The following is a 21,882-nucleotide window of genomic DNA, read 5'->3' on the forward strand; positions in this document are numbered from 1 at the left end:
CTCACGCGCCCAACCCGCGGCCCCGTCCCGGGCCTGATCCGGGACCTCTCACCGGCTAGCCGGGGCGTGGATCAGAACCCTGATCAAGATGAGGAACGTGCCGTAAATACCAGAACGTATTGAACTATATCGGATGCTGCCTTGGTCGAAAGGTCACGACCGCCCGACATATCGATCCCGCCTGTGGTTGATGATCACCATCAGGTTCAGGATCACCGCCCCCAACAACGAGACTGCAACCACCTGCCAGTCAAAGATTGCCATCGCCAAGGCGAACACGGCCAGATCGAATCCCAATTGCACTGCCCCGGCCGGAATCCCCCGGGTGTCCTGCAACCACAGCGCAACAACGCCCACGCCGCCCAACGTCGCCCCATGGCGAAACAGCACGATCAGACCCATCCCGGCCAGAACACCGAAGAGCACCGCGCTGACAGCCGGGTGCTGTGGGTCCAGTCGCACCAAATCTGGCAAAACTTCGGTCCAGGCCGACAGCAATCCCACAGCGGCAAAGGTCTTGAGTGTGAACCGCCAGCCCATCTGTCGGATCGCCAACAGGTAGAACGGCAGGTTCAGCACAAAGAACACTGCGCCGAAGGACCAACCGCCCACATAACTGGCAATCAGCGACAGCCCCGCAATCTGGCCGGTGATCAGCCCGCTGGCCTTGAGAAACATCACCGCCAGCGCCATCAGGCTGGTGCCGACAAGCAGCCCAAGGGCATCTTCCCACAGGCTGTGGCGGTCGGCGGGGGGCAAGGAGAGCAGGGTCATGGCATCCCGATGCGCCCAACGACGTCAATTTGGCAAGGGTCAGGGGCGCATATCGGATCTGCGCCCCCGGCAATGCCTGATAAAGTGGCGTCAGCCAGCCAGCGCCTTGTTCAGATTCTGGTCAATCTTCTCAAGAAAGCCCATCGTGGTCAGCCAGCCCTGATCCGGCCCAACCAGCAACGCCAGATCCTTGGTCATGTAACCCGCTTCCACCGTCTCGACGATCACCCGCTCCAACGTCTCTGCAAAGGCGCGCAAGGCCACGTTCTGGTCCAGCTTGGCGCGGTGCTTGAGCCCGCCGGTCCAAGCATAAATCGACGCGACGGAGTTGGTCGAGGTCGACTGACCGTCCTGATGCTGACGATAGTGCCGGGTGACGGTGCCATGCGCGGCCTCTGCCTCGACGATCTTGCCGTCCGGGGTCATCAACTGGCTGGTCATCATGCCAAGACTGCCAAAGCCCTGCGCCACGGTGTCGGACTGCACATCGCCATCGTAGTTCTTGCAGGCCCAGACGAATTTCCCGTTCCATTTCAGCGCGCAGGCGACCATGTCGTCGATCAGCCGGTGTTCGTACCAGATGCCCGCGTCCTTGAACTTCTCTGCAAACTCTGCCTCGTAGATCTCTTGGAACAGATCCTTGAAGCGCCCGTCATAGGCTTTGAGAATGGTGTTCTTGGTCGACAGATACACCGGCCAGCCCAGGTTGAGACCGTAGTTCAATGACGCCCGCGCAAAATCGCGGATCGAGTCGTCAAGGTTGTACATGCCCATGAAGACGCCTGCGGAGGGCGCGTCATAGACCACACGCTCAATCTCAGTCCCGTCATCGCCGACGAATTTCATCGTCAGTTGGCCCTTGCCGGGAAAAGTGAAATCGGTGGCCTTGTACTGGTCGCCAAAGGCGTGGCGGCCCACCACAATGGGATCGGTCCAACCGGGCACAAGGCGCGGCACGTTGCGGCACAGGATGGGCTGGCGAAACACCACACCGCCCAGAATGTTGCGAATGGTCCCGTTGGGGCTGCGCCACATTTTTTTCAGGCCGAATTCCTCAACCCGTTGTTCGTCCGGGGTGATCGTGGCGCATTTCACCGCCACGCCGACCTCTTTGGTCTTTTCAGCGGCGTCGATGGTGATCTGGTCCTCGGTCCGGTCGCGTTCTTCGATGCCCAGATCGTAGTACAGCAGATCGATGTCGAGATAGGGCAGGATCAGCTTTTGCTTGATGAAATCCCACATGATGCGGGTCATTTCGTCCCCGTCCATTTCCACGATCGGGTTGTCGACCTTGATCTTTGTCATGATGCGCCCCTTCGGCTTTGGGTGACTCGTCCTTGTCATAGCGGTTTTCTGCGGGCGCGAGAATGCGGTATGCCAAAGTATACAAAAGTATCCATGGCTAGACCTGCCTCTGCGGCTCTCAAACGGTAACTGGTACTAAAATTTGAGCATTAATTCTTGAGTAAGGGGCGCGACGCTACCTCTGGGGCAGGGGACAAACCCGGAGTGTCGTTTCATGAGTAGACCAACGACTTTGCTGGATCGGTTTGACGGACGCCTTCTTGCCACCGGCATCAGCGTGCTTTTCGTTCCGTTCGCCTTTGGCGTCGTCTGGTTGTCGGGGCAAAGCTTGACCCCGCCGTTGTTGTTCGGGCTGCCTGTGTTGGCCGGCGCTGCGATGCTGGCGGGGCGCTTGCACGGGGCGGCAGGCGATGCCTTTATCGCGTCCATCCTGATCGGGCAGGCGTGCCTGTTGACCGTGCAGTTTGCTGACCATCCGTGGCAAACCGATACCTATGTCATCTTTTTTGCTCTGTTGGCGATCATCTCAACCCTGCGGCGGGTGCGTGTGCTGATCTGGGCCTGTGCGATGACATCGGTCTTCCTGTTCGCGGCGGCGTTCTACTGGCCGACGCCGGGTCTGCCGATGACAGAAGGCGGCGCGGCACTGTTGCACGGCGGGTTGCACATGGTGCTTGTGGTGCTCGAAGGTGGGGTATTGGCAGTCGCGATATTGCAACGGCGCAAAGCGCACGAACAGATCGAACAGGCCGCAGTTCGGCTAGAGACAGAGCGCCGCATGGCCGCAGATGCTCAGGCAGAGGCGGAAGCAGCACATCGCGTGTCGCAAGAGGTCATTCATGAGGTGCGCATTGCGCTGTCACGGCTGAGCGGGCGGGACATGACCTGCGCGATTGCCCGTGCCTTTCCTCCGACTTATGAGATCATGCGCGAGGATTTCAACACCACTGTCGAAACCCTGCGCGACGCCTTTTTGAACGCCAATGATCTTGCCGGGACCTTCACGGCAGAGGCGCTGGTGTTGGCACAAGAGATGATCGACATGTCCGGCCAGTCCGATCAACAGGCAAAGCGTCTGGCTGAAATGACAGGCTCCGCCGCCAACCTTCTCGACAGGTTGGCCAAGACCGTGGATCAAGCCGGTCAGGCCGCCGCCGCAACCGAACAGGCGCGCACCAGCGCAGAGCGGATTGATGCCGTGACCACCCAGGCGGTGACCGCCATGCGCGGGATTGAGGACAGCTCACGCCAGATTTCCCGGATCGTCGATCTGATTGACGATGTGGCGTTCCAGACCAATCTTCTGGCGCTGAATGCCGGGGTTGAGGCGGCGCGCGCCGGGCAGTCGGGCAAGGGATTCGCCGTTGTCGCCACTGAGGTCCGACACCTTGCGCAAAGCACGTCGGAGGCGGCAGCAGGGATACGCAAGCTGATCACGCACAGCTCGCAGCAGGTCAAAACCGGCGCGGAGCTGGTGGATGCGGTTGGCCACAGTGTGGCGGAGATCCAGGAAAAAGTGACACAAACGAGCGAGGTCACACATGCAATTTCGACCCGAAACACCGATTTGGTGGAGGCGCTACAGGGTTTGAACGCGGCTATATGTGACGCGGATCGCCAGTTTGGTGTGACCGTTGAAACGGGGCGTCACCTGGCGGCCCGGTCGCGGAAAATGACCCTCGCCTCCAAGAAACTGTCCTGCGATATTCAGGCCTTCACCTTTACCGAGGACGATCTGCGGCGCGGCATGTCCGAGGCATGAGGCCGCGAAACGGGCGGTTCAGTGACCGTCGGTTTCGGCCCGGCGCATGCCTGCCATCATCGCGAGTCCGGCAATGGCAAAAACCAAAACACCCAGCGTCAACGGAATGGCCGTTCCATCGAACAACAATCCGACAGGGACCGCCAAGATCACCGCCGCCACGGTCGCGATGAAACCGATGATTGAGGCGGCCATACCCGCGATATGCCCCATAGGCTCCATCGCGATGGCGTTCAGGTTGCCGATGGTCAGGCCAACCTGAAAAAAAGCGACGAACTGCCAGAAAAAGAACATGGCAAACAGGCCATCGCCTGCCAGTCCCGCCAGAATGGCCAAAAACATGACCGCGCTGACAACGACCTGAACCGTCAGCATCACCGACACCAGCCGCCGCATTCCCATCCGTACCACCAGCATGGCATTGACCACGCTGCCAGAGGCTGACAACAGCGCGGTTACCCCGAACCAGATCGGAAAACTGTCGGCGCGGTCGAACATGGTTTCATAGATCGGCTGAATGCTGGAAATCGTGGCGAACAACATTGCGAAGACAAGGCTCTGCACCGCGATGGACAAGCGCACCACCCGGTTGGCCAGCATCTCGCGCGCGGCCGACAGCAGGGCGGACGTGCTGAACGGACGACGGGCGGCACGCGGCAGTGTCTCTGGCAGGCGTACAAACAACCAGAGACTGACCACAGTTGCGAAGACCACAAAGGCCCAAAAGATCGCTGACCAACCGGCCAGCGCTATCAAAACCGCGCCGATGCTGGGGGCCAGAGCAGGGACCAGCGTGAAAACGATCATGACAAAGGACATGATCTGCGCCATCTGCCGCCCGACAAACATATCGCGGATGATCGCCATTACGACGACTCTTGGCCCCGCCGCGCCCAACCCCTGCACCAGTCGCGCGGCCAACAGCAGGCCCAGACTGTCGGCCTGCGCCGCCAGTCCGGCGGACACGATGTACAACCCACAGCCCGCCAGCACCACGGGTTTGCGTCCGAACGTGTCGGACAGCGGTCCGGTGAACAGCGTGCCCACCCCCATGCCCAACACAAAGATTGTGACCACAAGTTGCACTTGGTTCGGGGACTCGGGGCTCAATTCTGCGGCCATGGCGGGCAGCGCCGGCAACATGGCGTCGATCGAAAAAGCGATGGTTGCGATCAGCATCGCCATCAGCGCGATGAGTTCCACGCGACCCGGCATTGCAGCGGGTTCTGACGCGTCGGTCCGGGATGGTTTGGAGGCGTCGTGGGAAGAGTGCATGGGGGACCTCGGGTGCTGGTCCGCGGCCCTTAACACGCCCCCCGCGAGAGGAACAGGTCAACCGGCGGTGTCGGGCGGGTCATCTTTGTTTGCGGGATTGTGAGGATCTTTGTCTTGTCCAAGGCGAGCCACCAACCATTCGGTGTGCTCTTCGCGCTTGCGCATGGCAAACAGGCCGAATTGTTGGATCGCCACCGCAAAAATGCCTAGACCCAGCAGAATGAAAACGGTGGTCCCGATCTTGCCCGCCGCCGTCGCCGGCACCAGTTCGCCGTAGCCCACGGTCGACAGGGTCACCACGGAAAAGAAATAAGAATCCAGCCAGCTCCAGCCTTCGACAAAGTGAAAGAACACGGTGCCCAACGCAACGATCAGCGCCATCGTCAGAAACAGGGTCAGAAGGCGCAGTCTGGTCATGCGGCGGGATTGGCCCCCGCGCGCAATTCGTCAATCACGCGGCGCCACAGTTCGGGCGGTTGCGCGCCGGGAACAGCGTGGCGTCCCGCGATGATGAAGGTGGGGACCGAATTGACCCCCATGCCCCGCGCCGCTGCATCCCGTTCTACGATTTCGCGCCGGTCTTCGTCGGAGGCCAACAGACGAAGGATCAGGCTCGCGTCCATGCCCTGTGCGTCGGCCACGTCAGCCAGAACCTCGGTGTCGCCGATGTCGCGCCCTTCGACGAAATAGGCACGGAACAGGGCGGACACCACCGCCGTCTGACGCCCCTCGATCTCTGCCCAGTGGATCAGGCGATGGGCATTGACCGTGCTCGGCGTCTTTTCGATCGCGTCCAGATGCATGGGCAATCCGGCCTGTTCGGCCGCGCCGTGCACGGGCATATAGGCCTGAATGGCGCCGTCTTTGCCACCGAATTTCTGTTCCAGATAGTCGCGACGCCCCATCCCAGCGGCGGGCATGTCGGGGTTTAGCATGAATGGCAGCCAGCGGATCTGGAACGGATGGTCGGGGTAGTCCTGCAACGCACGGTCAAGATGTGCCTTGCCGATATAGCACCACGGGCAGATGGGATCGGAAAAGATGTCGAGCTGGATCATGGGGACCTCTTATTTTCTTCCTAGATGGCACGCGCGCCGCGCAAAGTCGACGTTTCGTCGTCCCTAGCCGATCACATGCGACCGGAGCCGGTTGCGCAAAAGCTTGCCATTCGGGTTACGGGGCAGGGCATCGACGCGGACAAAGTTGCGCGGACATTTGTAGCGCGCCAGCCGCGATGCGGCCTCTGCCTTCAATGCGTCCTCGTCCAGATCCTGTTCCGCAGTATAAAAGGCAACCACAAGACGCACGTCCTGTTTGATCGAAATATCCGTCACCGCCAGTTCGATCACGCCGGGCAGTCCCGCCAGCGCGGCCTCGACCTCTAGCGGAGAGACGCGGTAGCCGCCGGCGTTCATCATGTCGTCATCGCGGCCCAGATAGGTAACATGGCCGGCCGCGTCCATCGTGCCGCGATCTCCGGTCAGGAACCAGTCGCCGCTGAATTTCTCGGCCGTCGCCTCGGGCGCGCCAACATAACGCAACATCAGGCCCGGATCGGTGCGGGCCACCGCAATCACGCCTTCGGTGTTCAACGGCGCGGGCTGGCCGTCGTGGTCAAGAATGGCCACCCGCCGCCCGGGTTGCGGTCGGCCAAGGGTGCCTGTGACGGCGGGCACACCGGGTGCGGCAGAAATGAAGGTCGAACATTCCGACATGCCGTAGGCTTCAAAAATCTCAGTGCCGGTCGCCTTGCGCCAGCCGTCGCGCAGCGCGCTGGACAGTTTTTCGCCCGCCGCCAGCCCGTGCCGCAGGGCGGGCATCGGCGGAATCGGGAATTTCAGCATCTGCCGGTAGACCCCCGGCGCGGCGGCAAAAATTGTCGCCTCGTACCGTTTCATCAGCAAGGCCAGTTGTGCCGGATCGCTGCCAGAATCGGGGATCAACGCTGTGGCGCCCTGTGTCCAAGGGTCCATCAGTCCGGTGCCCAGAGTGTATGTCCAGTTAAAGGCCCCCGCGTGCAACAGACGGTCCTCAGGCCCCAGCCCGTACCAGCCGTCCATCATCATCTGCCGGGACCAGATCGCGCGGTGGGCATGGCCAACCGCGCGCGGTGTCCCGGAGGTGCCAGAGGTGTAGATGATATAGGCCAGCCGCTCTGGATCGCCCAAGGCGTAGTCGGCGGGCGGCAGATCGTGCCATGCCTCATAGGTGTCCGGTCCGAACACCGGCAGGTCCGTGTCCGGGCATGGGACGTTTTCGGCACGAAGAATGGCCTTTGGTGCAAGATGGTCGATGATCTTGGTCACTTCCGGCACAGTCAGCTGTGACGAGGTCGGAACCGGCACGATGCCTGCCGCGATGGCGCCAAGGTAGGCAATCGGAAAATCGACGGTATTGCCCAGCCGCATCAGCAGGATGTCACCCGGTGTCAGGCCCGCGCGCAACAACCCCGTGGCCGTTCCGCGCACCGCCGCCGTCAAGCGGGCGTAGGACCAGCGTTGCGCGCCGGTTGGCCGAACCACCGCCAGCGCGATCTTGTCGGGCACGGCAGTACCGGCCGCCAGCACATGGGCGGCCAGGTTGAAGTTGGGCGGGCAGGGCGCAAAGGCCCCCTCATCATAAAGCGATACGGTCATGGACATGACGCTTCGCGTAGCCCGCAATGCGCCCGCCTGCAAGGGGCGCGCTTGCAACACTGCGGGCACCGTCCTATAGCACCTGATTATGTCGCGAGATCCCAAATCCCTGATCCGCATCGCCCGCGAGTCCGGCGACGCGCCCCAGCCAGAGCCTCTGGACCTTGGCCACCGCGTGCGCGAGTTGCGCAAAGAGCGCAACTGGACACTGGAACAGGCCGCGCGTCAGGCGGGTTTGGCCCGATCGACCCTGTCCAAGATCGAGAACGGACAGATGTCGCCGACCTATGACGCGTTGAAGAAACTCGCCGTCGGGCTGGAGATCTCTGTGCCGCAGTTGTTCACTCAACCGCAGCAGGAAAAGGTCAATGGCCGGATGGCCGTGACCCGGTCGGACGCAGGGCAGAGCCATGCCACCGCGACCTACGAACACGAACTGCTGGCCGAAAGCCTGACGCGCAAAAAGATGCTGCCGTACCGCGCGCGTGTCCGCGCCCGCAGCATGGAAGAATTCGATGGCTGGGTGCGCCACGACGGAGAGGAATTTCTTTATGTCCTGACCGGCGTTGTCCGGCTGTACACGGAATTCTACGAAGCTATTGAGATGAAACGAGGCGACAGTGCCTATTATGACGCGACCATGGGGCACAACGTCGTGTCGGTGTCGCCCGAGGATGCGAGTATCCTCTGGGTGACATCGCTGGGCTGACCTGTTCTTGTCTGGGCCGTTACTGGCTGGCCAGTTCGGTCGCCCTCCGCGCCAGATCCTCACGGTGCATGAAATCCTGCAACGCGTCACGGGCCTCTTCGACGGTCAGTTCATGCATGTCGGCGATGTGACGGGTCAGCGCGCGACTGTCGCGTGGTGGGTCCGCCAGACGACTGCGGTCCAGCGCGGGAAACCAGGTTTGCAATTTGCCAACCGTGTGGTCCCAGTTTGCCGAAAGCTCATGCCAGTTCATGTCAGGCGCTCCTTCATGTCCGCCGACTCTGAAATGTATCTTTTTTGTTAAAGTCGAAAAAGGGGCAAGCGGTCGCATGTCGTACGACCAAGGGCCTATTGACCGGACATCGCAGTCACCGTTGCGCCGCAGCCCCTGACAGGCGGCGACGCAACAGGGCAGATCAGCGTTCCGGCAGCAGCCCGCGCGGGCTGAACCGCAATACCATCAACAGGATCACCCCCATGGTCAGCAGGCGCATGTGCTGCACGCTGTTCAGAAGATGCGCCTTGAGGTTGGAATCGTCGGGCATCCAGCTTGTGACCCAGGTCATAAAGCCGGGGCCAAGCGTTTCGACCTGCACCCAGAGGAACCAGATCAGGAAACCGCCCAGCACCGCGCCCAGATTGTTGCCCGATCCACCGACAATCACCATCACCCAGATCAGGAAGGTATAACGCAGCGGTTGATACGACGTCGGGATCAACTGCCCGTCCAGCGTGGTCATCATCGCGCCCGCAATCCCGCAGATGGCAGAGCCAAGGATAAAGACCTGAAGGTGGCGATAGGTGACGTCCTTGCCCATGGCGCGCGATGAGGTTTCATTGTCACGAATGGCCCGCATCATCCGGCCCCAGGGCGAGTTCAGCGCCAGTTGCGCCAGCACCAGCAGGATCACCAGCACAACGGCGAACATCAGCCCGTAACTGATCTTGATATACAGCGTCGAGGCGGCGGTGGCATCCAAACCAAAGCCCGCCGCACGTTCCACAAAGGCGGGATCGTTTTGCAATTCAATGGCATCGGGCACCGGGCGGGGCAGGCCTGAGACGTTCTTGACGCCGCGTGTCAGCCATTCCTCGTTTTTCATGATGGCAATGATGATTTCGGCGATACCCAGAGTCGCAATGGCCAGATAGTCCGACCGCAGTCCCAGCGCCGTCTTGCCGATGATCCATGCGGCCCCCGCGGCCAGCAATCCGCCGACCATCCATGCGATGACCACTGGCAGGCCCAACCCGCCGAGAAAGCCGGTCCCGGCGGGGTTCACCGCCTCGATGGCGTCCACGGCAGGGTCACGGACCATGCGGTACAGGACAAATCCCGCGATCAGCAGCGCCGCTGCCAGATAACGGTTCTTGGTCTTTTTCCACGCAAAAAAGGTGACGATGATGGTGCCCGCACCAAGGATCAGCGCAAACAGTGCCCGCACGCCCCCTGCGGCCCAGGCCTCTTGCACCGGATCGACGGAGGTCAGCACCACGGCCATGCCGCCAAGGGCGACAAACCCCATGACACCGACATTGAACAGCCCGGCGATGCCCCATTGCAGGTTCACCCCCAGCGCCATGATGGCACTAATCAGGCCCATGTTCAGGATCACCAGCGCAAGGTCCCAGCTTTGGAACATGCCTGTGCCGATGATCAGTAGGGCCACAAGGCCAAACAGCGCGGCGGTTCGGATCTGGTTGCTCATACCGACTTCCCCTTGAACAGGCCCGTGGGCTTGAACAACAGCACCACCACGAGGATCATAAAGCTGACTGCGAATTTGTATTCCGTGGCCATGAGTTGCACCAGGCCGGACGGCTCCAGCGCGTCAGGCATCAGATAGACCAGCACCTTTTTCCAGGCATAGGTGATTGTCACCTCTGAGAAGGCGATGACAAAGCCACCGGCAATGGCCCCAAGGGGCGAGCCAAGCCCGCCGACGATGGCGGCGGCAAAGATTGGCAGCAACAACTGGAAGTAGGTGAAGGGTTTGTACGACTTGTCGAGCCCGTAGAGCGTGCCAGCAATCGTGACCAGCGCCGCCACGATCAGCCACGTCACCATGACCACCCGTTCCGGGTTGATCCCCGAAAGCAGCGCCAGATCCTCATTGTCGGAATAGGCGCGCATGGATTTTCCGGTGCGGGTCTTGTTGAGGAACCAGAACAGCGCGATCACCACGATGATTGCGGTGATCACCGTCAGACCCTGCGTCGTCTTGATGCCCAATCCCTCATCGAGGCCGGTCATTTCCTTGAATTCGCGGACGTTTATGATGAACCGCTCGCCATCGGCGAACCTTTGGTCATCGGTGCCAAGGATAAAGCGCGTCAGCCCGTTGTAGATAAACATCACCCCGATGGAGACGATCACAAAGACCACCGGCTTGGCCTTTTGGCCGCGGTAGAAACGATAGATGCCACGATCGGTGATCAGCATCAGGGCGGCGGTCCCGGCGATGCCGAAGGGGATCGCCAGCAGCGCCGTCGGCAATGGCCCCAGATTGATGCCCCACGACTGGAACAGCCATGTGAACAGGATCACAACCATCGTGCCAAAGGCCATGGTGTCGCCGTGCGCAAAGTTGGAAAAGCGCAGGATACCATAGATCAGCGTCACCCCCAGCGCCCCAAGCGCCAACTGGCTGCCATAGGTCATCGCCGGGATGAGAACGAAGTTGGATAGCGCCACGATGGCGTTGATAAAGTCCATCAGGTGTTGCCCTCGTTGGTCGGCCGCGCGGTTGTTCCGGCGGCTCTTGTTGTGTGTGTGTCGGTCATGCGCCCAGTCATTTGAACAGTCACTCTGTGACCACGCAGGCGCCGTGATAAGTCACCACCATCAGTGGTTCGGCGAATTGAACGCTCAGTTTGGCGATGCCTTCCGGTGTCTGGCTCAGCAGATAGCTGCCGTGCGTGTCGGAGGCATTGATCACCAGCAGTCCGTTGATGACCCGCGCAGTGCCATTGGCGGGGCCGGTGCCCAGATCCAGCACGACGTCGCCGGGCATCTGTTGTGGCAGGTCGACGTCGTGTCCGAACTGGGCAAAGGTGCAGGCCTCTTCTTCGAGGCATTCGACGGTGTAGCTGCACGACATCAGCGCGGCACCCTGTTCCTCGATGATGTCGGCAGAGGCGGCCGCCGCGCATCCTGTCAGGCCAAGGGCCAGAATCCGTTTTCGCATCATCCGGTCTCCTTGCATCTGCCCAGCCATGGCGTGTCACCCGCATCGCTCAACCGCGCCGCACCGTCACGGTTCACGGTCAGCAGCCAACCCCGGTCAGGCGACCAGAATCCGCGCTGTCCGGTCTCTGAGAGGATTGCCTCGGCGGTAAAACCTCCGTCGCTCAGCGTCACCCGACTGACACGCCTTTGCGGCGGCTCGGTCCGGTGCAGTGGCGGCGCAAAGCTGGCGGTGTCCAGATCGAACCGCAGCGACAGGCTGTCGTTGCCCCGCGTCAGATCGCAGTCATAGCTTTCAACGCCGGCCCGCGCGGGACTGTGCAGCGCGCCCAGCAAGAGCGACCCCAGTACCGCGTGTTCCACGGCCCGCACCTCAGCCCCCCAGAAAGCTCTTGCGGACTTCCGGATCGGCCAAGAGTTCCTTGCCCGTCCCGGTGAAGGCGTTGCGCCCCTGGACCAGAACATAGCCCTTGTCCGCGATTTCCAGCGCCTGCCGCGCGTTCTGTTCCACCATCAGGATGGAAATGCCGGTGCGCGCCACCTCGATGATGCGATCAAACAGTTCGTCCATCACGATGGGCGAGACTCCGGCGGTGGGCTCATCCAGCATCAGAACCTTGGGTTTGGTCATCAGCGCACGGCCCACGGCGACTTGCTGACGCTGCCCCCCGGAAAGTTCGCCCGCCGGTTGGCGGCGCTTGTCGTGCAAGATCGGGAACAACTCGTAGACCTGTTCCATCGTGGTACGGAAATCATCCAGCCGGATAAATGCCCCCATCTCTAGGTTTTCCTCGACGGTCATCGAGGTAAAGATGTTAGAGGTCTGCGGGACAAATCCCATGCCCTGCGCCACCCGGTCCTGCGGCGTCAGCGCAGTGATGTCATGACCGTCCAGCCGGACGCTGCCGGACCGCACGTCCAGCATGCCGAACACCGCCTTCATCGCGGTGGATTTGCCCGCGCCGTTGGGGCCGACGATCACCGCGATCTCGCCCTTGTCGACGGCGATGGTGCAGTCATGCAGGATGTCCGGCCCTTTGCCGTAGCCGCCGGTCATGGTGTCGCCGATCAGGAATGGTCCGCCGGGCGCATCCTTGATCGGGCCAGATTTGCGGGTCGAGTCGATCTCGCTGGGTTTGCCCGCGCGCGTGATCGAGGCGTCCTTGTTGCCACGGTCGTTGTGGTATGGGTTGTCGCTCATGCCTGCGCCACCTGGTCCTTGTTCTTCAGTCCGGTGCCCAGATAGGCCTCGATCACCGCATCATTGGCCTTGATCTCATCCAGCGTGCCTTCGGCCAGCTTTTTGCCTTCGGCCATGACAATGACCGGGTCGCAGATGCGACCGATGAAATCCATGTCATGTTCGATGACGCAGAATGTATAGTCGCGTTCCTTGTTCAGCCGCACAATCGTGTCCGCGATGGTGTTCAGCAACGTGCGGTTCACACCGGCACCGACCTCATCCAGAAACACGATCTTGGCGTCGACCATCATGGTGCGGCCCAGTTCCAGCAGCTTTTTCTGGCCACCGGAAATGGCTCCGGCGGGGTGATCCGCCAGATGCGCGATGGTGAGGAAGTCCAGAACCTCGTCCGCCTTGGCCCGCAGCGCGCGTTCCTCTTCGGCGATGCGTTTTCGGCCAAACCATGTGTTCCACAGCGCCTCACCGGATTGCCCGCCCGGCACCATCATCAGGTTCTCGCGACAGGTCATCGAGTGGAACTCATGCGCGATCTGGAAAGTGCGCAGCAGTCCTTTGTGAAACAGTTCATGTGGCGGCAGGCCGGTGATGTCCTCACCGTCCATCGTCACCGTGCCGCTGGTTGGTTCCAGCGCACCGGCGATCACGTTGAACAGTGTTGTTTTGCCGGCGCCGTTTGGCCCGACAAGCCCGGTGATCGACCCTGTGGCGATCTCAAGCGAGGCACCGTCGACGGCCCGGAATGCACCGAAATGGCGGTGCAGGTTATCCACCTTGATCAAGGATTATCCCCCAAGAGCGCCGCCCGCAGGGGTGGCGTCCTCAAATAGCGAAAAAAGCAGCCCGACAGATGTCGGACTGCTCTTGTCACGGTTCCGGTTTACTTGAACGAGACGGTTTCCGCAGCACCACCCGTGATGGTGTAGTACTTGTAGCTGCCGGCGGCTTCACCCGGTCCGATCAGTTCGACACCCGATGCGCCGACATAGTCGATGTCGCCACCACCGGCGAGGATTTCCATCGCCTTGCCCAGTTCACCCGGCAGGATTTCTTCACCCGGCGCGTTGGCAACGTCCAACAGGTTGGCTGCAATCGCCTCGGATGTGGCCGCGCCGCCCTTCATCATCGCCAGAGCGATAAGCGCTGCGGCGTCGTAGGATTCACGGGTATAAGAGCTGTCGCCCTGAATGCCCGCTGCTGCGGTGATTTCGCCAAACGCGTCCGCGCCTGCACCTTCGGCCCAAGGAACCGTACCGATCGACCCTTCAAGAGCGTCGGCGAGTTCGCTGAACAGGGTGTCGCCGTACATGCCGTCGCCCATGACATAGGTGTCAAACGCACCGGTGTCATAAGACGCCTGAATGATGCCTTTGCCGCCTTGGTCGGTATAACCCAGAACGATCAGGGCCTGACCACCTGCCGAGGCAAGCGCGCCGATTTCGGCCGAATAGTCAGCCTTGCCGTCGTCATGCGGTGCCGACAGGGTAATGGTTCCTGTGTAGGACGAAGCGAACGCATCGGCAAAACCCTTGCCGTAGTCGTTGTTGGTGTAGGTTACCGCGACTTCGGTGATGCCCTTTTCGGCGAGAATCTCGGCCAGAACGGCACCCTGACGGGCGTCCGACGGCGAGGTGCGGAAGAACAGGCCATTGTCCTCGGCCGTCGACAGCGCGGGCGACGTGGCGGAGGGCGATACCATCGGCACACCGTTCGGCACAGCGACGTTTGAAAGAACCGCGCCGGTCACACCGGAACAGTCGGCGCCCATGATCGCGACAACACCTTCGGTGGTGACCAGACGTTCGGCTGCGGCGGTGGCGGCGGCGGCGTCGATGCAGGTCGAATCCGCGCGCGACGGAACCAGCGTCACGCCGTCAAGAAAGGTGCCCGACGCGTTGACTTCGGAGATCGCCAGCTCGGCGCCGTCGGCCATCGCGGGTGTGATCGATTCAATCGGGCCGGTGAAGCCAAGGATGATGCCGATTTTGGCTTCGCTTGCGTGGCTTTCTGCGAACGCGGCAGAAGCGACGAGGGTGCAGGCCGTGGTGGCCATCAGTAGTTTTTTCATTGTGAACTCCCGTGTTGGATCTTGTGTCCTAGCGCGAGCCTAAGCAGGGTTTTCGGAAAAGGAAAGGCCCCTTGAAGGCGGCAGTTTCTTCGGCGCGTGCCCTTGCCTGACCCAGCAGAGCCGCCATATCGCAAGGGAAACAGGAGGCGCAAACATGATTCTCAAACATGCCGCTACGGCACTTTCCGTCTGCTTGGCAGGTCCGCTCACCGCCGCTCCGATTCAGACCTCTGCCGGTCCCATGATCGCCGAACCGATGGTGCAGGATCTGGGCACTCCGTGGGCCTTTGATTTTCTGCCGGACGGGTCAATCCTTGTGACCGAACGCGAGGGCGCGCTTTTGCGAATCGACGGGGACACCTGGACAGAAGTGCGCGGCGCGCCAAAGGTTGTGGCAGACGGGCAGGGCGGCCTGCTGGACGTTCTGGTGCCGCGGGATTTTGCCACCAGCCGCGAGTTGTTCTTTACCTATGCCAAGCGGCAGGGATTTCGCGGATCGGGAACAGCGGTCTACCGCGCGCGGCTGTCAGAGGACGGCACCCGGCTGGAAGACGGCACAACGATTTTCGAGATCGCGCGCGGAACGGGCGGGGGATACCACTTTGGCTCTCGTCTGGTTGAGGGATCGGACGGCCATCTGTTTCTGACGGTGGGCGACCGGGGCGACGGGCCCAAGGCGCAGGACCTGTCGATGCACAATGGATCGGTGCTGCGGATCACCCGCGACGGCGCGCCCGCGCCGGGCAATCCGTTTGTCGATACGGATGATGCGTTGCCGGAAATCTGGTCCTACGGTCACCGCAATCCACAAGGCGCCGCGGTGGACGCCAGCGGGCAGCTTTGGGCCGTGGAACATGGGGCCAAGGGCGGCGATGAGGTCAACCGGATCGATCCGGGCGTCAACTATGGCTGGCCGGTGATCTCTTATGGGGTCGATTACGATGGCAGCAAACTGGGGCAGGGCACGGCCAAAGACGGCATGGCGCAGCCTGTGCATTACTGGGATCCCTCCATCGCGCCCTCGGGCATGGGGTTTTACGACGGCGATGTGGCGGACTGGTCGGGCAATGCCTTTATCGGCTCGCTCAAGTTTGACTATATCTCTCGGCTGTCGGGCGACCCGCTGACAGAGGTCGAACAGATCAAGAGCGATGAGACCCTGCGCGTGCGTGATGTGGACACTGGACCGGATGGGGCGCTGTGGTTCCTAAGCGTCGGCAATGGCGCGCTGTACCGGCTGGTGCCCGCCGCCGACTGACCGCCGCGCGGTGCGTTTGGGTTCCGTAAACCTGTGGGCGGCATGTTCGCCCGTGGTACCACCGAAAACAGGATCAACGCCCCTCTTGGGGGCCTTTCGATCTGCGCGGAACGAAGGGGCGACGCCCCAAAGGCACCCGGTTTGACACCCGGGTGGCATGATCCAACCGGCGGCCGCCGTTCTTTCGGACACATTACCAATCAGACAAACCCGTCCAAGGCCCCGGCCTTGTGACGGGCATCAGTCCTGCGCGACCATCACCCGGCTGTAATAAGCGCTGTCGCAAACCTCATACCCGCCATAAAGGTAATCGCCGATCTCGGTGCGATCATGGGTAAACCCCAGTTTTTCCAGCAGCCGGATCGATCCGATGTTGCGCGGGTCCAGATCGGCGGTCAGGCGCGTCAGGTCGGGGCGGCGGCGGGCGATCTCGATCAGGATGGCGGACATCGCCTCATAGGCCAGACCCTGCCCCCAATAGTCCGGGTTCAGGATATAGCCGACCTCCGGGTCGCGCCACATCCCGGCCTTCCCGATGCAGCGGCCGTCCTTTTCGAGGATGTATTCAACGCGCCCGTCATGCCCGTAGCCGTTCATGAAATAGCGCAGGAACTCCGCCGTCTGAGCAATATCGTCATGCGCAGGACGCGACCAATAGCGCATGACACAGGGGTCCGACAAAATCCTGTGCAGCGGCTCCAGATCGGTCAACCGACCGGGCCGCAGCAACAGCCGCTGTGTCCGGATCATACCGAAAGGCGGGTGGCCTGCGCGCCGCGTTCCCGGTACGGCGTCGTCTTGTAATGCGCGCGGTAGCATTTCGAGAAATGCGAGGGCGAGGCAAAACCACAGGCCAGCGCCACGTTGATCACGCTCATTTCCGTCTGCATCAGCAGGTTGCGCGCCTTTTGCAGACGCAGTTCCATGTAGTAGCGTTTCGGTGAGCGGTTGAGGTAACGCCGGAACAGCCGCTCCAGCTGACGGGTCGACATGCCCACATCCTTGGCAAGGATCGCCGGGCTGATCGGCTCCTCGATGTTGGTTTCCATCATCTGGATGACTTGGCTCAACTTGGGGTGGCGCACGCCGATGCGGGTGGGCACTGACAGGCGCTGGGTGTCCTGATCTGTTCGGATCGACGAATAGATCTGTTGATCGGCCACGGCGGTGGCCAACTCTTCACCGTGATCATTGGCGATGATCTGCAAGAACAGGTCGATGGAGGATGTGCCGCCCGCCGTGGTCAAACGGTTGCCGTCGATGGTGAACACCGATTTGGTCAATTCGACCTCATCGAACTCTTCGGCGAAACTGTCCTGATTTTCCCAATGGATGGTGGCGCGCTTGCCGTCCATCAGCCCGGCCTTGGCCAGCGTATAGGTCGCGGTGCACAGCCCGCCCATGGTCAGACCCTTGCGCGCCTCACGCCGCAGCCAGCTGAGCAGTCGCTTGGTCGTGGACTGCTGTACCTCAGCTCCGCCACACAGGACAATGGTGTCATCGCGGTGCAATTCGTCCAGCCCGCCGTCCAGATGAAACACCGTTCCGGTGGAGCAGGTCGCGGTTTCGACGCCTTCGCCAACAACCCGCCAGTCATACAGCTCTTTCTGTGACATGCGGTTGGCCAGCCGCAGACAATCCAGTGCGGCGGCAAAGGACAACATTGTGAAATTGTCCAGCAGAACAAAGACAAAGCGGCGCGGCTTGGGCGGCACGCTGTCGAGTTCGATGACCTGGCGCTGCGGCGGGGGAAACATGGAAAGCCACCTTCCTGATCGGGTTGCGGACTGTTGTCCGCGATAACATCATGGCACATGGGCAGAACTCCCCGGCAGCGTCAAGACATGTCGCAAACAATTGCCTGACATCCGGGGGGCCGACGTGTACAGGGCGCAGGACGCAGCGCCCTGTGCGGCCTGTCCGGAGCGGCGCGTTCGCATGGTGCGCCTTTTAGAGGCAAATCATTGCTGGTCAGGGGCGAGAGGGTGACTTATACAGCCCAACCGTTAGCGCTCGAAATGATGAACCGGAGAGACACGATGACCGAGTGGCAGAAATCGAACTGGCGTGACAAGCCGCGGGTTCAGATGCCTGAGTATACGGATCCCGAGGCCCTGACCGCTGTTGAGGCGCAGATGGCCAAGTATCCGCCGCTCGTCTTTGCGGGCGAGGCGCGCAGACTGAAACAGCATCTGGCCGCTGCGGGCCGCGGTGAGGCGTTCCTGTTGCAGGGCGGCGATTGCGCCGAAAGCTTTGAACAATTCTCGGCCGATGCGATCCGCGACACCTTTAAGGTGATGCTGCAAATGGCGATGGTGCTGACCTACGGGGCCAAGGTTCCGGTGGTCAAGGTGGGCCGCATGGCCGGGCAGTTCGCCAAGCCGCGCAGCGCCCCGACCGAGGTCAAGGATGGCGTCGAGTTGCCCAGCTACCGGGGCGACATCATCAACAAGCTTGCCTTTACGCCCGAGGCGCGCATTCCTGATCCGCGCAACATGTTGCAGGCCTTCACACAGGCGGCCGCAACGCTGAACCTGCTGCGCGCCTTTTCGACCGGCGGTTACGCCGATGTCCATAAGGTGCACCAGTGGACGCTGGGCTTCACCGAAAGCGAAAAGGCCGCGCGCTACCGCGAGATGTCGACCCGTATTCAGGACGCACTGGATTTCCTCACCGCCGCAGGCGTGACCGGCGATCAGGCGCATACGCTGCACACGGTCGACTTCTACACCAGCCACGAGGCACTGTTGCTGGAATACGAAGAGGCACTTTGCCGCCAGGATTCGACTTCTGGCAACTGGCTGGCAGGCTCGGGTCACATGATTTGGATCGGCGACCGCACCCGGCAGCCGGACGGCGCGCATGTGGAATTCGCCCGCGGCGTGCTGAACCCGGTTGGACTGAAATGCGGCCCGACCACCACGCCAGAGGATCTCAAGATCCTGATGGCCAAGCTGAACCCCAAAAACGAAGAGGGCAAGCTGACACTGATCGCACGCTTTGGCGCGGGCAAGGTGAGTGAGAAACTGCCGCCCCTGATCAAGGCCGTGCAGGAAGAGGGCGCCAAGGTGACATGGGTCTGCGATCCGATGCATGGCAACGTCATCAAATCGGCCTCCGGCTACAAGACACGTCCCTTCGATTTGATCCTGCGCGAAGTCCGTGAGTTCTTTGGCGTGCATGAGGTGGAAGGCACCATTCCCGGCGGCGTGCACTTCGAGATGACGGGTCTGGACGTGACCGAATGCACCGGCGGCGTGCGCGAAGTCACCGATGAGGATCTGTCGGACCGCTACCACACCGCCTGCGATCCGCGCCTGAACGCCTCGCAGTCACTGGAACTGGCCTTTCTCGTGGCCGAGGAACTGGTGGCCCGCCGCGCCAAGGCGGCAGAGGCGGCCAACGCCTGAGTTTGGCGGATCGCTGAAAAATGAGAAGCGCCCCCGCAGGGAACTGCCGGGGCGTTTTTGCTATTGGGTAATTTGGCAAAATGCGTCCAAGTGGGCCGACTTAATCCTATAGAGCGAACTCTTGTAGCACATAGCCGCACGGATACATGTGGGACCGGATGTGGCTGAGGTTTGCAGAAACCTTTGTCCTTCCAAATAGCTTGACCCCGCCGCCCAGTAGAATTGGCGCGCGCTATAGGCGCAAAAGATCGATCGCTCCCATCGACAAAAGCGCATCTGCAAAATTCCCGCCGCCAAAGAGGTAGACTGGACCATCAGAAGTCGCCTTGAGAGTCGTTAGGAAAGCGAGGTCACACGTCCTGCGTAGCTCCACCTCGCTCTCTTCAGGAAGGTCCAGAGATTTTGAGAAAACGATAGTTTTCATATGGGGATAAGGGTTCTGGCCGGGGGGCATGCCAAAGCGATAGCCAAATTCATAGGTGTTTCGTCCCATGATTGCGACAGAATATCCGGCCACTGTGCGCAAAGTTCGAAATGTCCCCATTGGGACCGGAAATAAAACCGTCAACAGAGACGGCCACATTATATGCGATGGGGTGCATTGCATGCTCCTCAAAAAAAATCCTACACACCCGAAGGCGATTGTGCGGTTGGCTTAGTTGATCACTGGCAGGGCACCCCTATCCGGTCATTGGTGTAGGGACAGGGCCTTTTCGTAATCAGAACGGGCTGAAAAATTCGTCCTGTTTGGCCGAGGAGTTCGGGCCCGGTAAACTAGTGACGCGGGTTTAGGATGAGTTGGGCCGGCTCGGATGTCCAGATCTTGCAGATCTAATCGTTGGACGTGAGGCCGCAGAGGGACTCGGGGCCGCCCGCAGAGTTGTAAGTTGCCAAGAAGTTCGGGGAATGAGTCTGCACCTCCTCACGGCGATTTCGATGCTAAGTAATGCGCGCCCTGACGATTTTGACAAATGGAAACCGCTCGCAGGTGAGAACTGACTAGCTGCGCTTGCCACCACAACGACGATGCCCTCAACCATCTTCGTCCAGATGTCGGTGTTCTGACAGACAAGAAAGATAGGCAATTGGACTGATCAGTGCAGTGGTTCCGTACGGCGAGACATACTTAAGTTTGAACGTACAATCTTTAGTTGGCATTTTCGATAGATAGATATACCAGAAATTCCACTACCAGAATCTCCTCTGCTGAGGGCAGATGGCGTGAGGCGTAGGCAGTAGTGCTGAAGATGTTCGCAAGTGAATGTGGTGCTTTGCCAAGGGGCGGATCACCGACACACATCAGCGAGGCGCGGTGCCGGGACAGCATCTATTCGTCTGTCGCGACCATCCGTTGCGCGTAAGCATTATCAAGGCAGAAGGCGAGTAATAAGAGAGATAAGATGGACATCACGAATGATGCGATAACCTATAACAATCAATCCATTCCGACCCGAAACGTTGCGTCTGCGTCGATGGTTGAGCGGCATGTACTGCGGCCCATTTCAGACGAAAAATACAAAGCGCGTCGCAAAAGATTCCTCGGTATCGCCTTTGTTCTTCTTTGCGTCGGTCTAATATATCCGAAATCGCAATATATGCTTCCCAGAAACATATACTATGCATTAAGGCCGTATTTGCCTGATTTCGCTATTTTCAACCTCGCGTATATCCTGATAGCGCTGGCAATTTTGATCGCGATTATGGGGATGGTACGGCCAAACAAATATGTGTGGGAGTTTGGAGTGAGCCTTCAGACGAACGCCGGCGCTGTATCTCTGCTTTGGTCACGGGATCGAGAGTTCATTCAGAAACTGCGTGACGTGATATTCAAGGCGATTTCTTCATCGAATTCAGGCGTTCAGTACACCGTGAATGTTGACAATCGTGAGATCAATGACAACAGCCAGAACACCTTCAATACGACGAATAACTATGATTTCTCCGTGAATTTCACCCATCATCATGGTTTGGACGCGAACGATTTGCAGTTTTTGTCTAATGGCTTCAACGAAGCGATGAATGAGTTGGGCGCCAAGCTGGATGGAGCAGGGGCAGAAAGCGTGATCGCCGAGCTCAATCTCCTTCGAGCGGAACTGAAAAAGTCTGAGCCAGACAAATCGGCTCTGCGAAAAACCTACGACAAGTTAAAGGCTGCCTGCGATGCTACGGAGACGGCTTCGACAGCTGCCGGTCTTCTCAGTACCATTTGGGCAGGAGTTTCAATTTTTCTTTGACAGGTCCTGAAGAACCGAGATCAAGCAATTTGTGCATCAGCGCCTGCCTGTGCCTCCTTGTCA

The 21,882-nt window shown here is 60.4% G+C and carries 21 protein-coding genes; 5 read left to right on the plus strand and 16 right to left on the minus strand.

What is annotated here, in order from left to right:
- Nucleotides 1-153: 153 nt before the first annotated feature.
- Nucleotides 154-774 carry a YitT family protein gene (locus ANTHELSMS3_RS16560; protein WP_094035834.1) on the minus strand — a complete coding sequence of 207 codons (621 nt, stop codon included), beginning with the start codon at nt 772-774 and terminating at the stop codon, nt 154-156.
- Between the two features lie 90 nt (nt 775-864).
- The gene (locus ANTHELSMS3_RS16565) at nt 865-2,079 is read right to left on the minus strand and encodes an NADP-dependent isocitrate dehydrogenase (RefSeq protein WP_094035835.1); all 1,215 of its coding nucleotides are present in this window, start codon (nt 2,077-2,079) and stop codon (nt 865-867) included.
- Nucleotides 2,080-2,293: 214 nt separating this feature from the next.
- Between ANTHELSMS3_RS16565 and ANTHELSMS3_RS16570 the strand changes: the two genes are divergently transcribed.
- A complete protein-coding gene (locus ANTHELSMS3_RS16570; RefSeq protein WP_094035836.1) occupies nt 2,294-3,841 on the plus strand; it encodes a methyl-accepting chemotaxis protein in 1,548 nt (515 codons plus the stop codon).
- 18 nt (nt 3,842-3,859) lie between these two features.
- On the opposite strand, the gene ANTHELSMS3_RS16575 is transcribed toward ANTHELSMS3_RS16570, so the two are convergent.
- From ANTHELSMS3_RS16575 to ANTHELSMS3_RS16590, 4 genes are all read right to left on the minus strand, one after another.
- Nucleotides 3,860-5,116 carry a multidrug effflux MFS transporter gene (locus ANTHELSMS3_RS16575; RefSeq protein WP_198319828.1) on the minus strand — a complete coding sequence of 419 codons (1,257 nt, stop codon included), beginning with the start codon at nt 5,114-5,116 and terminating at the stop codon, nt 3,860-3,862.
- A 57-nt stretch (nt 5,117-5,173) separates the two neighbouring features.
- Nucleotides 5,174-5,533 carry a potassium channel family protein gene (locus ANTHELSMS3_RS16580; protein WP_094035838.1) on the minus strand — a complete coding sequence of 120 codons (360 nt, stop codon included), beginning with the start codon at nt 5,531-5,533 and terminating at the stop codon, nt 5,174-5,176.
- Nucleotides 5,530-6,174, minus strand: coding sequence for a DsbA family oxidoreductase (locus tag ANTHELSMS3_RS16585; RefSeq protein ID WP_094035839.1), 645 nt, complete (start codon nt 6,172-6,174; stop codon nt 5,530-5,532). Before ANTHELSMS3_RS16585 ends, ANTHELSMS3_RS16580 begins: the two co-directional genes overlap by 4 nt.
- A 63-nt stretch (nt 6,175-6,237) precedes the next feature.
- Nucleotides 6,238-7,752 carry a class I adenylate-forming enzyme family protein gene (locus ANTHELSMS3_RS16590; protein WP_094037193.1) on the minus strand — a complete coding sequence of 505 codons (1,515 nt, stop codon included), beginning with the start codon at nt 7,750-7,752 and terminating at the stop codon, nt 6,238-6,240.
- A gap of 88 nt (nt 7,753-7,840) precedes the next feature.
- On the opposite strand from ANTHELSMS3_RS16590, the gene ANTHELSMS3_RS16595 reads away from it, so the two are divergent.
- Nucleotides 7,841-8,461, plus strand: a complete 621-nt coding sequence (locus tag ANTHELSMS3_RS16595) for a helix-turn-helix domain-containing protein (protein WP_094035840.1) — start codon at nt 7,841-7,843, stop codon at nt 8,459-8,461.
- A 19-nt stretch (nt 8,462-8,480) separates the two neighbouring features.
- Here the strand turns inward: ANTHELSMS3_RS16595 and ANTHELSMS3_RS16600 are convergent, their stop codons facing one another.
- The 8 genes from ANTHELSMS3_RS16600 to ANTHELSMS3_RS16635 all read right to left on the minus strand — a co-directional run bounded on the left by ANTHELSMS3_RS16600 (nt 8,481) and on the right by ANTHELSMS3_RS16635 (nt 14,917).
- Complete coding sequence (locus tag ANTHELSMS3_RS16600; protein WP_094035841.1) at nt 8,481-8,714, minus strand: hypothetical protein; 234 nt, start codon at nt 8,712-8,714, stop codon at nt 8,481-8,483.
- A 163-nt stretch (nt 8,715-8,877) separates the two neighbouring features.
- Nucleotides 8,878-10,170, minus strand: coding sequence for a branched-chain amino acid ABC transporter permease (locus ANTHELSMS3_RS16605; RefSeq protein ID WP_198319829.1), 1,293 nt, complete (start codon nt 10,168-10,170; stop codon nt 8,878-8,880).
- On the minus strand, nt 10,167-11,177 hold the full coding sequence (locus tag ANTHELSMS3_RS16610; protein ID WP_094035842.1) for a branched-chain amino acid ABC transporter permease: 1,011 nt from the start codon (nt 11,175-11,177) through the stop codon (nt 10,167-10,169). Before ANTHELSMS3_RS16610 ends, ANTHELSMS3_RS16605 begins: the two co-directional genes overlap by 4 nt.
- Before the next feature lie 88 nt (nt 11,178-11,265).
- A complete protein-coding gene (locus tag ANTHELSMS3_RS16615; RefSeq protein WP_157733541.1) occupies nt 11,266-11,649 on the minus strand; it encodes a hypothetical protein in 384 nt (127 codons plus the stop codon).
- On the minus strand, nt 11,649-12,011 hold the full coding sequence (locus tag ANTHELSMS3_RS16620; RefSeq protein WP_157733542.1) for a hypothetical protein: 363 nt from the start codon (nt 12,009-12,011) through the stop codon (nt 11,649-11,651). The genes ANTHELSMS3_RS16615 and ANTHELSMS3_RS16620 overlap by 1 nt, the downstream gene beginning before the upstream one ends.
- Before the next feature lie 10 nt (nt 12,012-12,021).
- The gene (locus ANTHELSMS3_RS16625; RefSeq protein WP_094035845.1) at nt 12,022-12,849 is read right to left on the minus strand and encodes an ABC transporter ATP-binding protein; all 828 of its coding nucleotides are present in this window, start codon (nt 12,847-12,849) and stop codon (nt 12,022-12,024) included.
- Nucleotides 12,846-13,631, minus strand: coding sequence for an ABC transporter ATP-binding protein (locus ANTHELSMS3_RS16630; protein ID WP_094035846.1), 786 nt, complete (start codon nt 13,629-13,631; stop codon nt 12,846-12,848). The genes ANTHELSMS3_RS16625 and ANTHELSMS3_RS16630 overlap by 4 nt, the downstream gene beginning before the upstream one ends.
- A gap of 98 nt (nt 13,632-13,729) precedes the next feature.
- On the minus strand, nt 13,730-14,917 hold the full coding sequence (locus ANTHELSMS3_RS16635; protein WP_094035847.1) for an ABC transporter substrate-binding protein: 1,188 nt from the start codon (nt 14,915-14,917) through the stop codon (nt 13,730-13,732).
- Nucleotides 14,918-15,071: 154 nt separating this feature from the next.
- On the opposite strand from ANTHELSMS3_RS16635, the gene ANTHELSMS3_RS16640 reads away from it, so the two are divergent.
- The gene (locus ANTHELSMS3_RS16640) at nt 15,072-16,175 is read left to right on the plus strand and encodes a PQQ-dependent sugar dehydrogenase (protein ID WP_094035848.1); all 1,104 of its coding nucleotides are present in this window, start codon (nt 15,072-15,074) and stop codon (nt 16,173-16,175) included.
- Between the two features lie 240 nt (nt 16,176-16,415).
- Here ANTHELSMS3_RS16640 and ANTHELSMS3_RS16645 read toward each other — a convergent pair whose 3' ends face one another.
- The gene (locus ANTHELSMS3_RS16645) at nt 16,416-16,925 is read right to left on the minus strand and encodes a GNAT family N-acetyltransferase (RefSeq protein WP_157733543.1); all 510 of its coding nucleotides are present in this window, start codon (nt 16,923-16,925) and stop codon (nt 16,416-16,418) included.
- Nucleotides 16,922-17,932, minus strand: coding sequence for a GlxA family transcriptional regulator (locus tag ANTHELSMS3_RS16650; protein ID WP_094035850.1), 1,011 nt, complete (start codon nt 17,930-17,932; stop codon nt 16,922-16,924). Before ANTHELSMS3_RS16650 ends, ANTHELSMS3_RS16645 begins: the two co-directional genes overlap by 4 nt.
- A 282-nt stretch (nt 17,933-18,214) precedes the next feature.
- On the opposite strand from ANTHELSMS3_RS16650, the gene ANTHELSMS3_RS16655 reads away from it, so the two are divergent.
- Together ANTHELSMS3_RS16655 and ANTHELSMS3_RS16670 are read left to right on the plus strand one after the other, a co-directional pair.
- Nucleotides 18,215-19,585 (plus strand): class II 3-deoxy-7-phosphoheptulonate synthase, encoded by a 1,371-nt coding sequence (locus ANTHELSMS3_RS16655; protein WP_094035851.1) that lies wholly within the window; start codon nt 18,215-18,217, stop codon nt 19,583-19,585.
- Between the two features lie 1,400 nt (nt 19,586-20,985).
- Nucleotides 20,986-21,819: a DUF6232 family protein gene (locus ANTHELSMS3_RS16670; protein ID WP_094035853.1), complete on the plus strand. Its 834-nt coding sequence runs from the start codon at nt 20,986-20,988 to the stop codon at nt 21,817-21,819.
- Nucleotides 21,820-21,882: the final 63 nt, after the last annotated feature.

The sequence above is a fragment of the Antarctobacter heliothermus genome, from assembly GCF_002237555.1.
Classification (GTDB): Bacteria; Pseudomonadota; Alphaproteobacteria; order Rhodobacterales; family Rhodobacteraceae; genus Antarctobacter; species Antarctobacter heliothermus_B.

What these genes read in the sequence shown, in the direction of transcription:
- ANTHELSMS3_RS16560 (WP_094035834.1), bottom strand. Translation starts at nt 774, where the DNA reads ATGACCCTGCTCTCCTTGCCCCCCGCCGACCGCCACAGCCTGTGGGAA.
- ANTHELSMS3_RS16565 (WP_094035835.1), bottom strand. Translation starts at nt 2,079, where the DNA reads ATGACAAAGATCAAGGTCGACAACCCGATCGTGGAAATGGACGGGGAC.
- ANTHELSMS3_RS16570 (WP_094035836.1), top strand. Translation starts at nt 2,294, where the DNA reads ATGAGTAGACCAACGACTTTGCTGGATCGGTTTGACGGACGCCTTCTT.
- ANTHELSMS3_RS16575 (WP_198319828.1), bottom strand. Translation starts at nt 5,116, where the DNA reads ATGCACTCTTCCCACGACGCCTCCAAACCATCCCGGACCGACGCGTCA.
- ANTHELSMS3_RS16580 (WP_094035838.1), bottom strand. Translation starts at nt 5,533, where the DNA reads ATGACCAGACTGCGCCTTCTGACCCTGTTTCTGACGATGGCGCTGATC.
- ANTHELSMS3_RS16585 (WP_094035839.1), bottom strand. Translation starts at nt 6,174, where the DNA reads ATGATCCAGCTCGACATCTTTTCCGATCCCATCTGCCCGTGGTGCTAT.
- ANTHELSMS3_RS16590 (WP_094037193.1), bottom strand. Translation starts at nt 7,752, where the DNA reads ATGACCGTATCGCTTTATGATGAGGGGGCCTTTGCGCCCTGCCCGCCC.
- ANTHELSMS3_RS16595 (WP_094035840.1), top strand. Translation starts at nt 7,841, where the DNA reads ATGTCGCGAGATCCCAAATCCCTGATCCGCATCGCCCGCGAGTCCGGC.
- ANTHELSMS3_RS16600 (WP_094035841.1), bottom strand. Translation starts at nt 8,714, where the DNA reads ATGAACTGGCATGAGCTTTCGGCAAACTGGGACCACACGGTTGGCAAA.
- ANTHELSMS3_RS16605 (WP_198319829.1), bottom strand. Translation starts at nt 10,170, where the DNA reads ATGAGCAACCAGATCCGAACCGCCGCGCTGTTTGGCCTTGTGGCCCTA.
- ANTHELSMS3_RS16610 (WP_094035842.1), bottom strand. Translation starts at nt 11,177, where the DNA reads ATGGACTTTATCAACGCCATCGTGGCGCTATCCAACTTCGTTCTCATC.
- ANTHELSMS3_RS16615 (WP_157733541.1), bottom strand. Translation starts at nt 11,649, where the DNA reads ATGCGAAAACGGATTCTGGCCCTTGGCCTGACAGGATGCGCGGCGGCC.
- ANTHELSMS3_RS16625 (WP_094035845.1), bottom strand. Translation starts at nt 12,849, where the DNA reads ATGAGCGACAACCCATACCACAACGACCGTGGCAACAAGGACGCCTCG.
- ANTHELSMS3_RS16635 (WP_094035847.1), bottom strand. Translation starts at nt 14,917, where the DNA reads ATGAAAAAACTACTGATGGCCACCACGGCCTGCACCCTCGTCGCTTCT.
- ANTHELSMS3_RS16640 (WP_094035848.1), top strand. Translation starts at nt 15,072, where the DNA reads ATGATTCTCAAACATGCCGCTACGGCACTTTCCGTCTGCTTGGCAGGT.
- ANTHELSMS3_RS16645 (WP_157733543.1), bottom strand. Translation starts at nt 16,925, where the DNA reads ATGATCCGGACACAGCGGCTGTTGCTGCGGCCCGGTCGGTTGACCGAT.
- ANTHELSMS3_RS16650 (WP_094035850.1), bottom strand. Translation starts at nt 17,932, where the DNA reads ATGTTTCCCCCGCCGCAGCGCCAGGTCATCGAACTCGACAGCGTGCCG.
- ANTHELSMS3_RS16655 (WP_094035851.1), top strand. Translation starts at nt 18,215, where the DNA reads ATGACCGAGTGGCAGAAATCGAACTGGCGTGACAAGCCGCGGGTTCAG.
- ANTHELSMS3_RS16670 (WP_094035853.1), top strand. Translation starts at nt 20,986, where the DNA reads ATGGACATCACGAATGATGCGATAACCTATAACAATCAATCCATTCCG.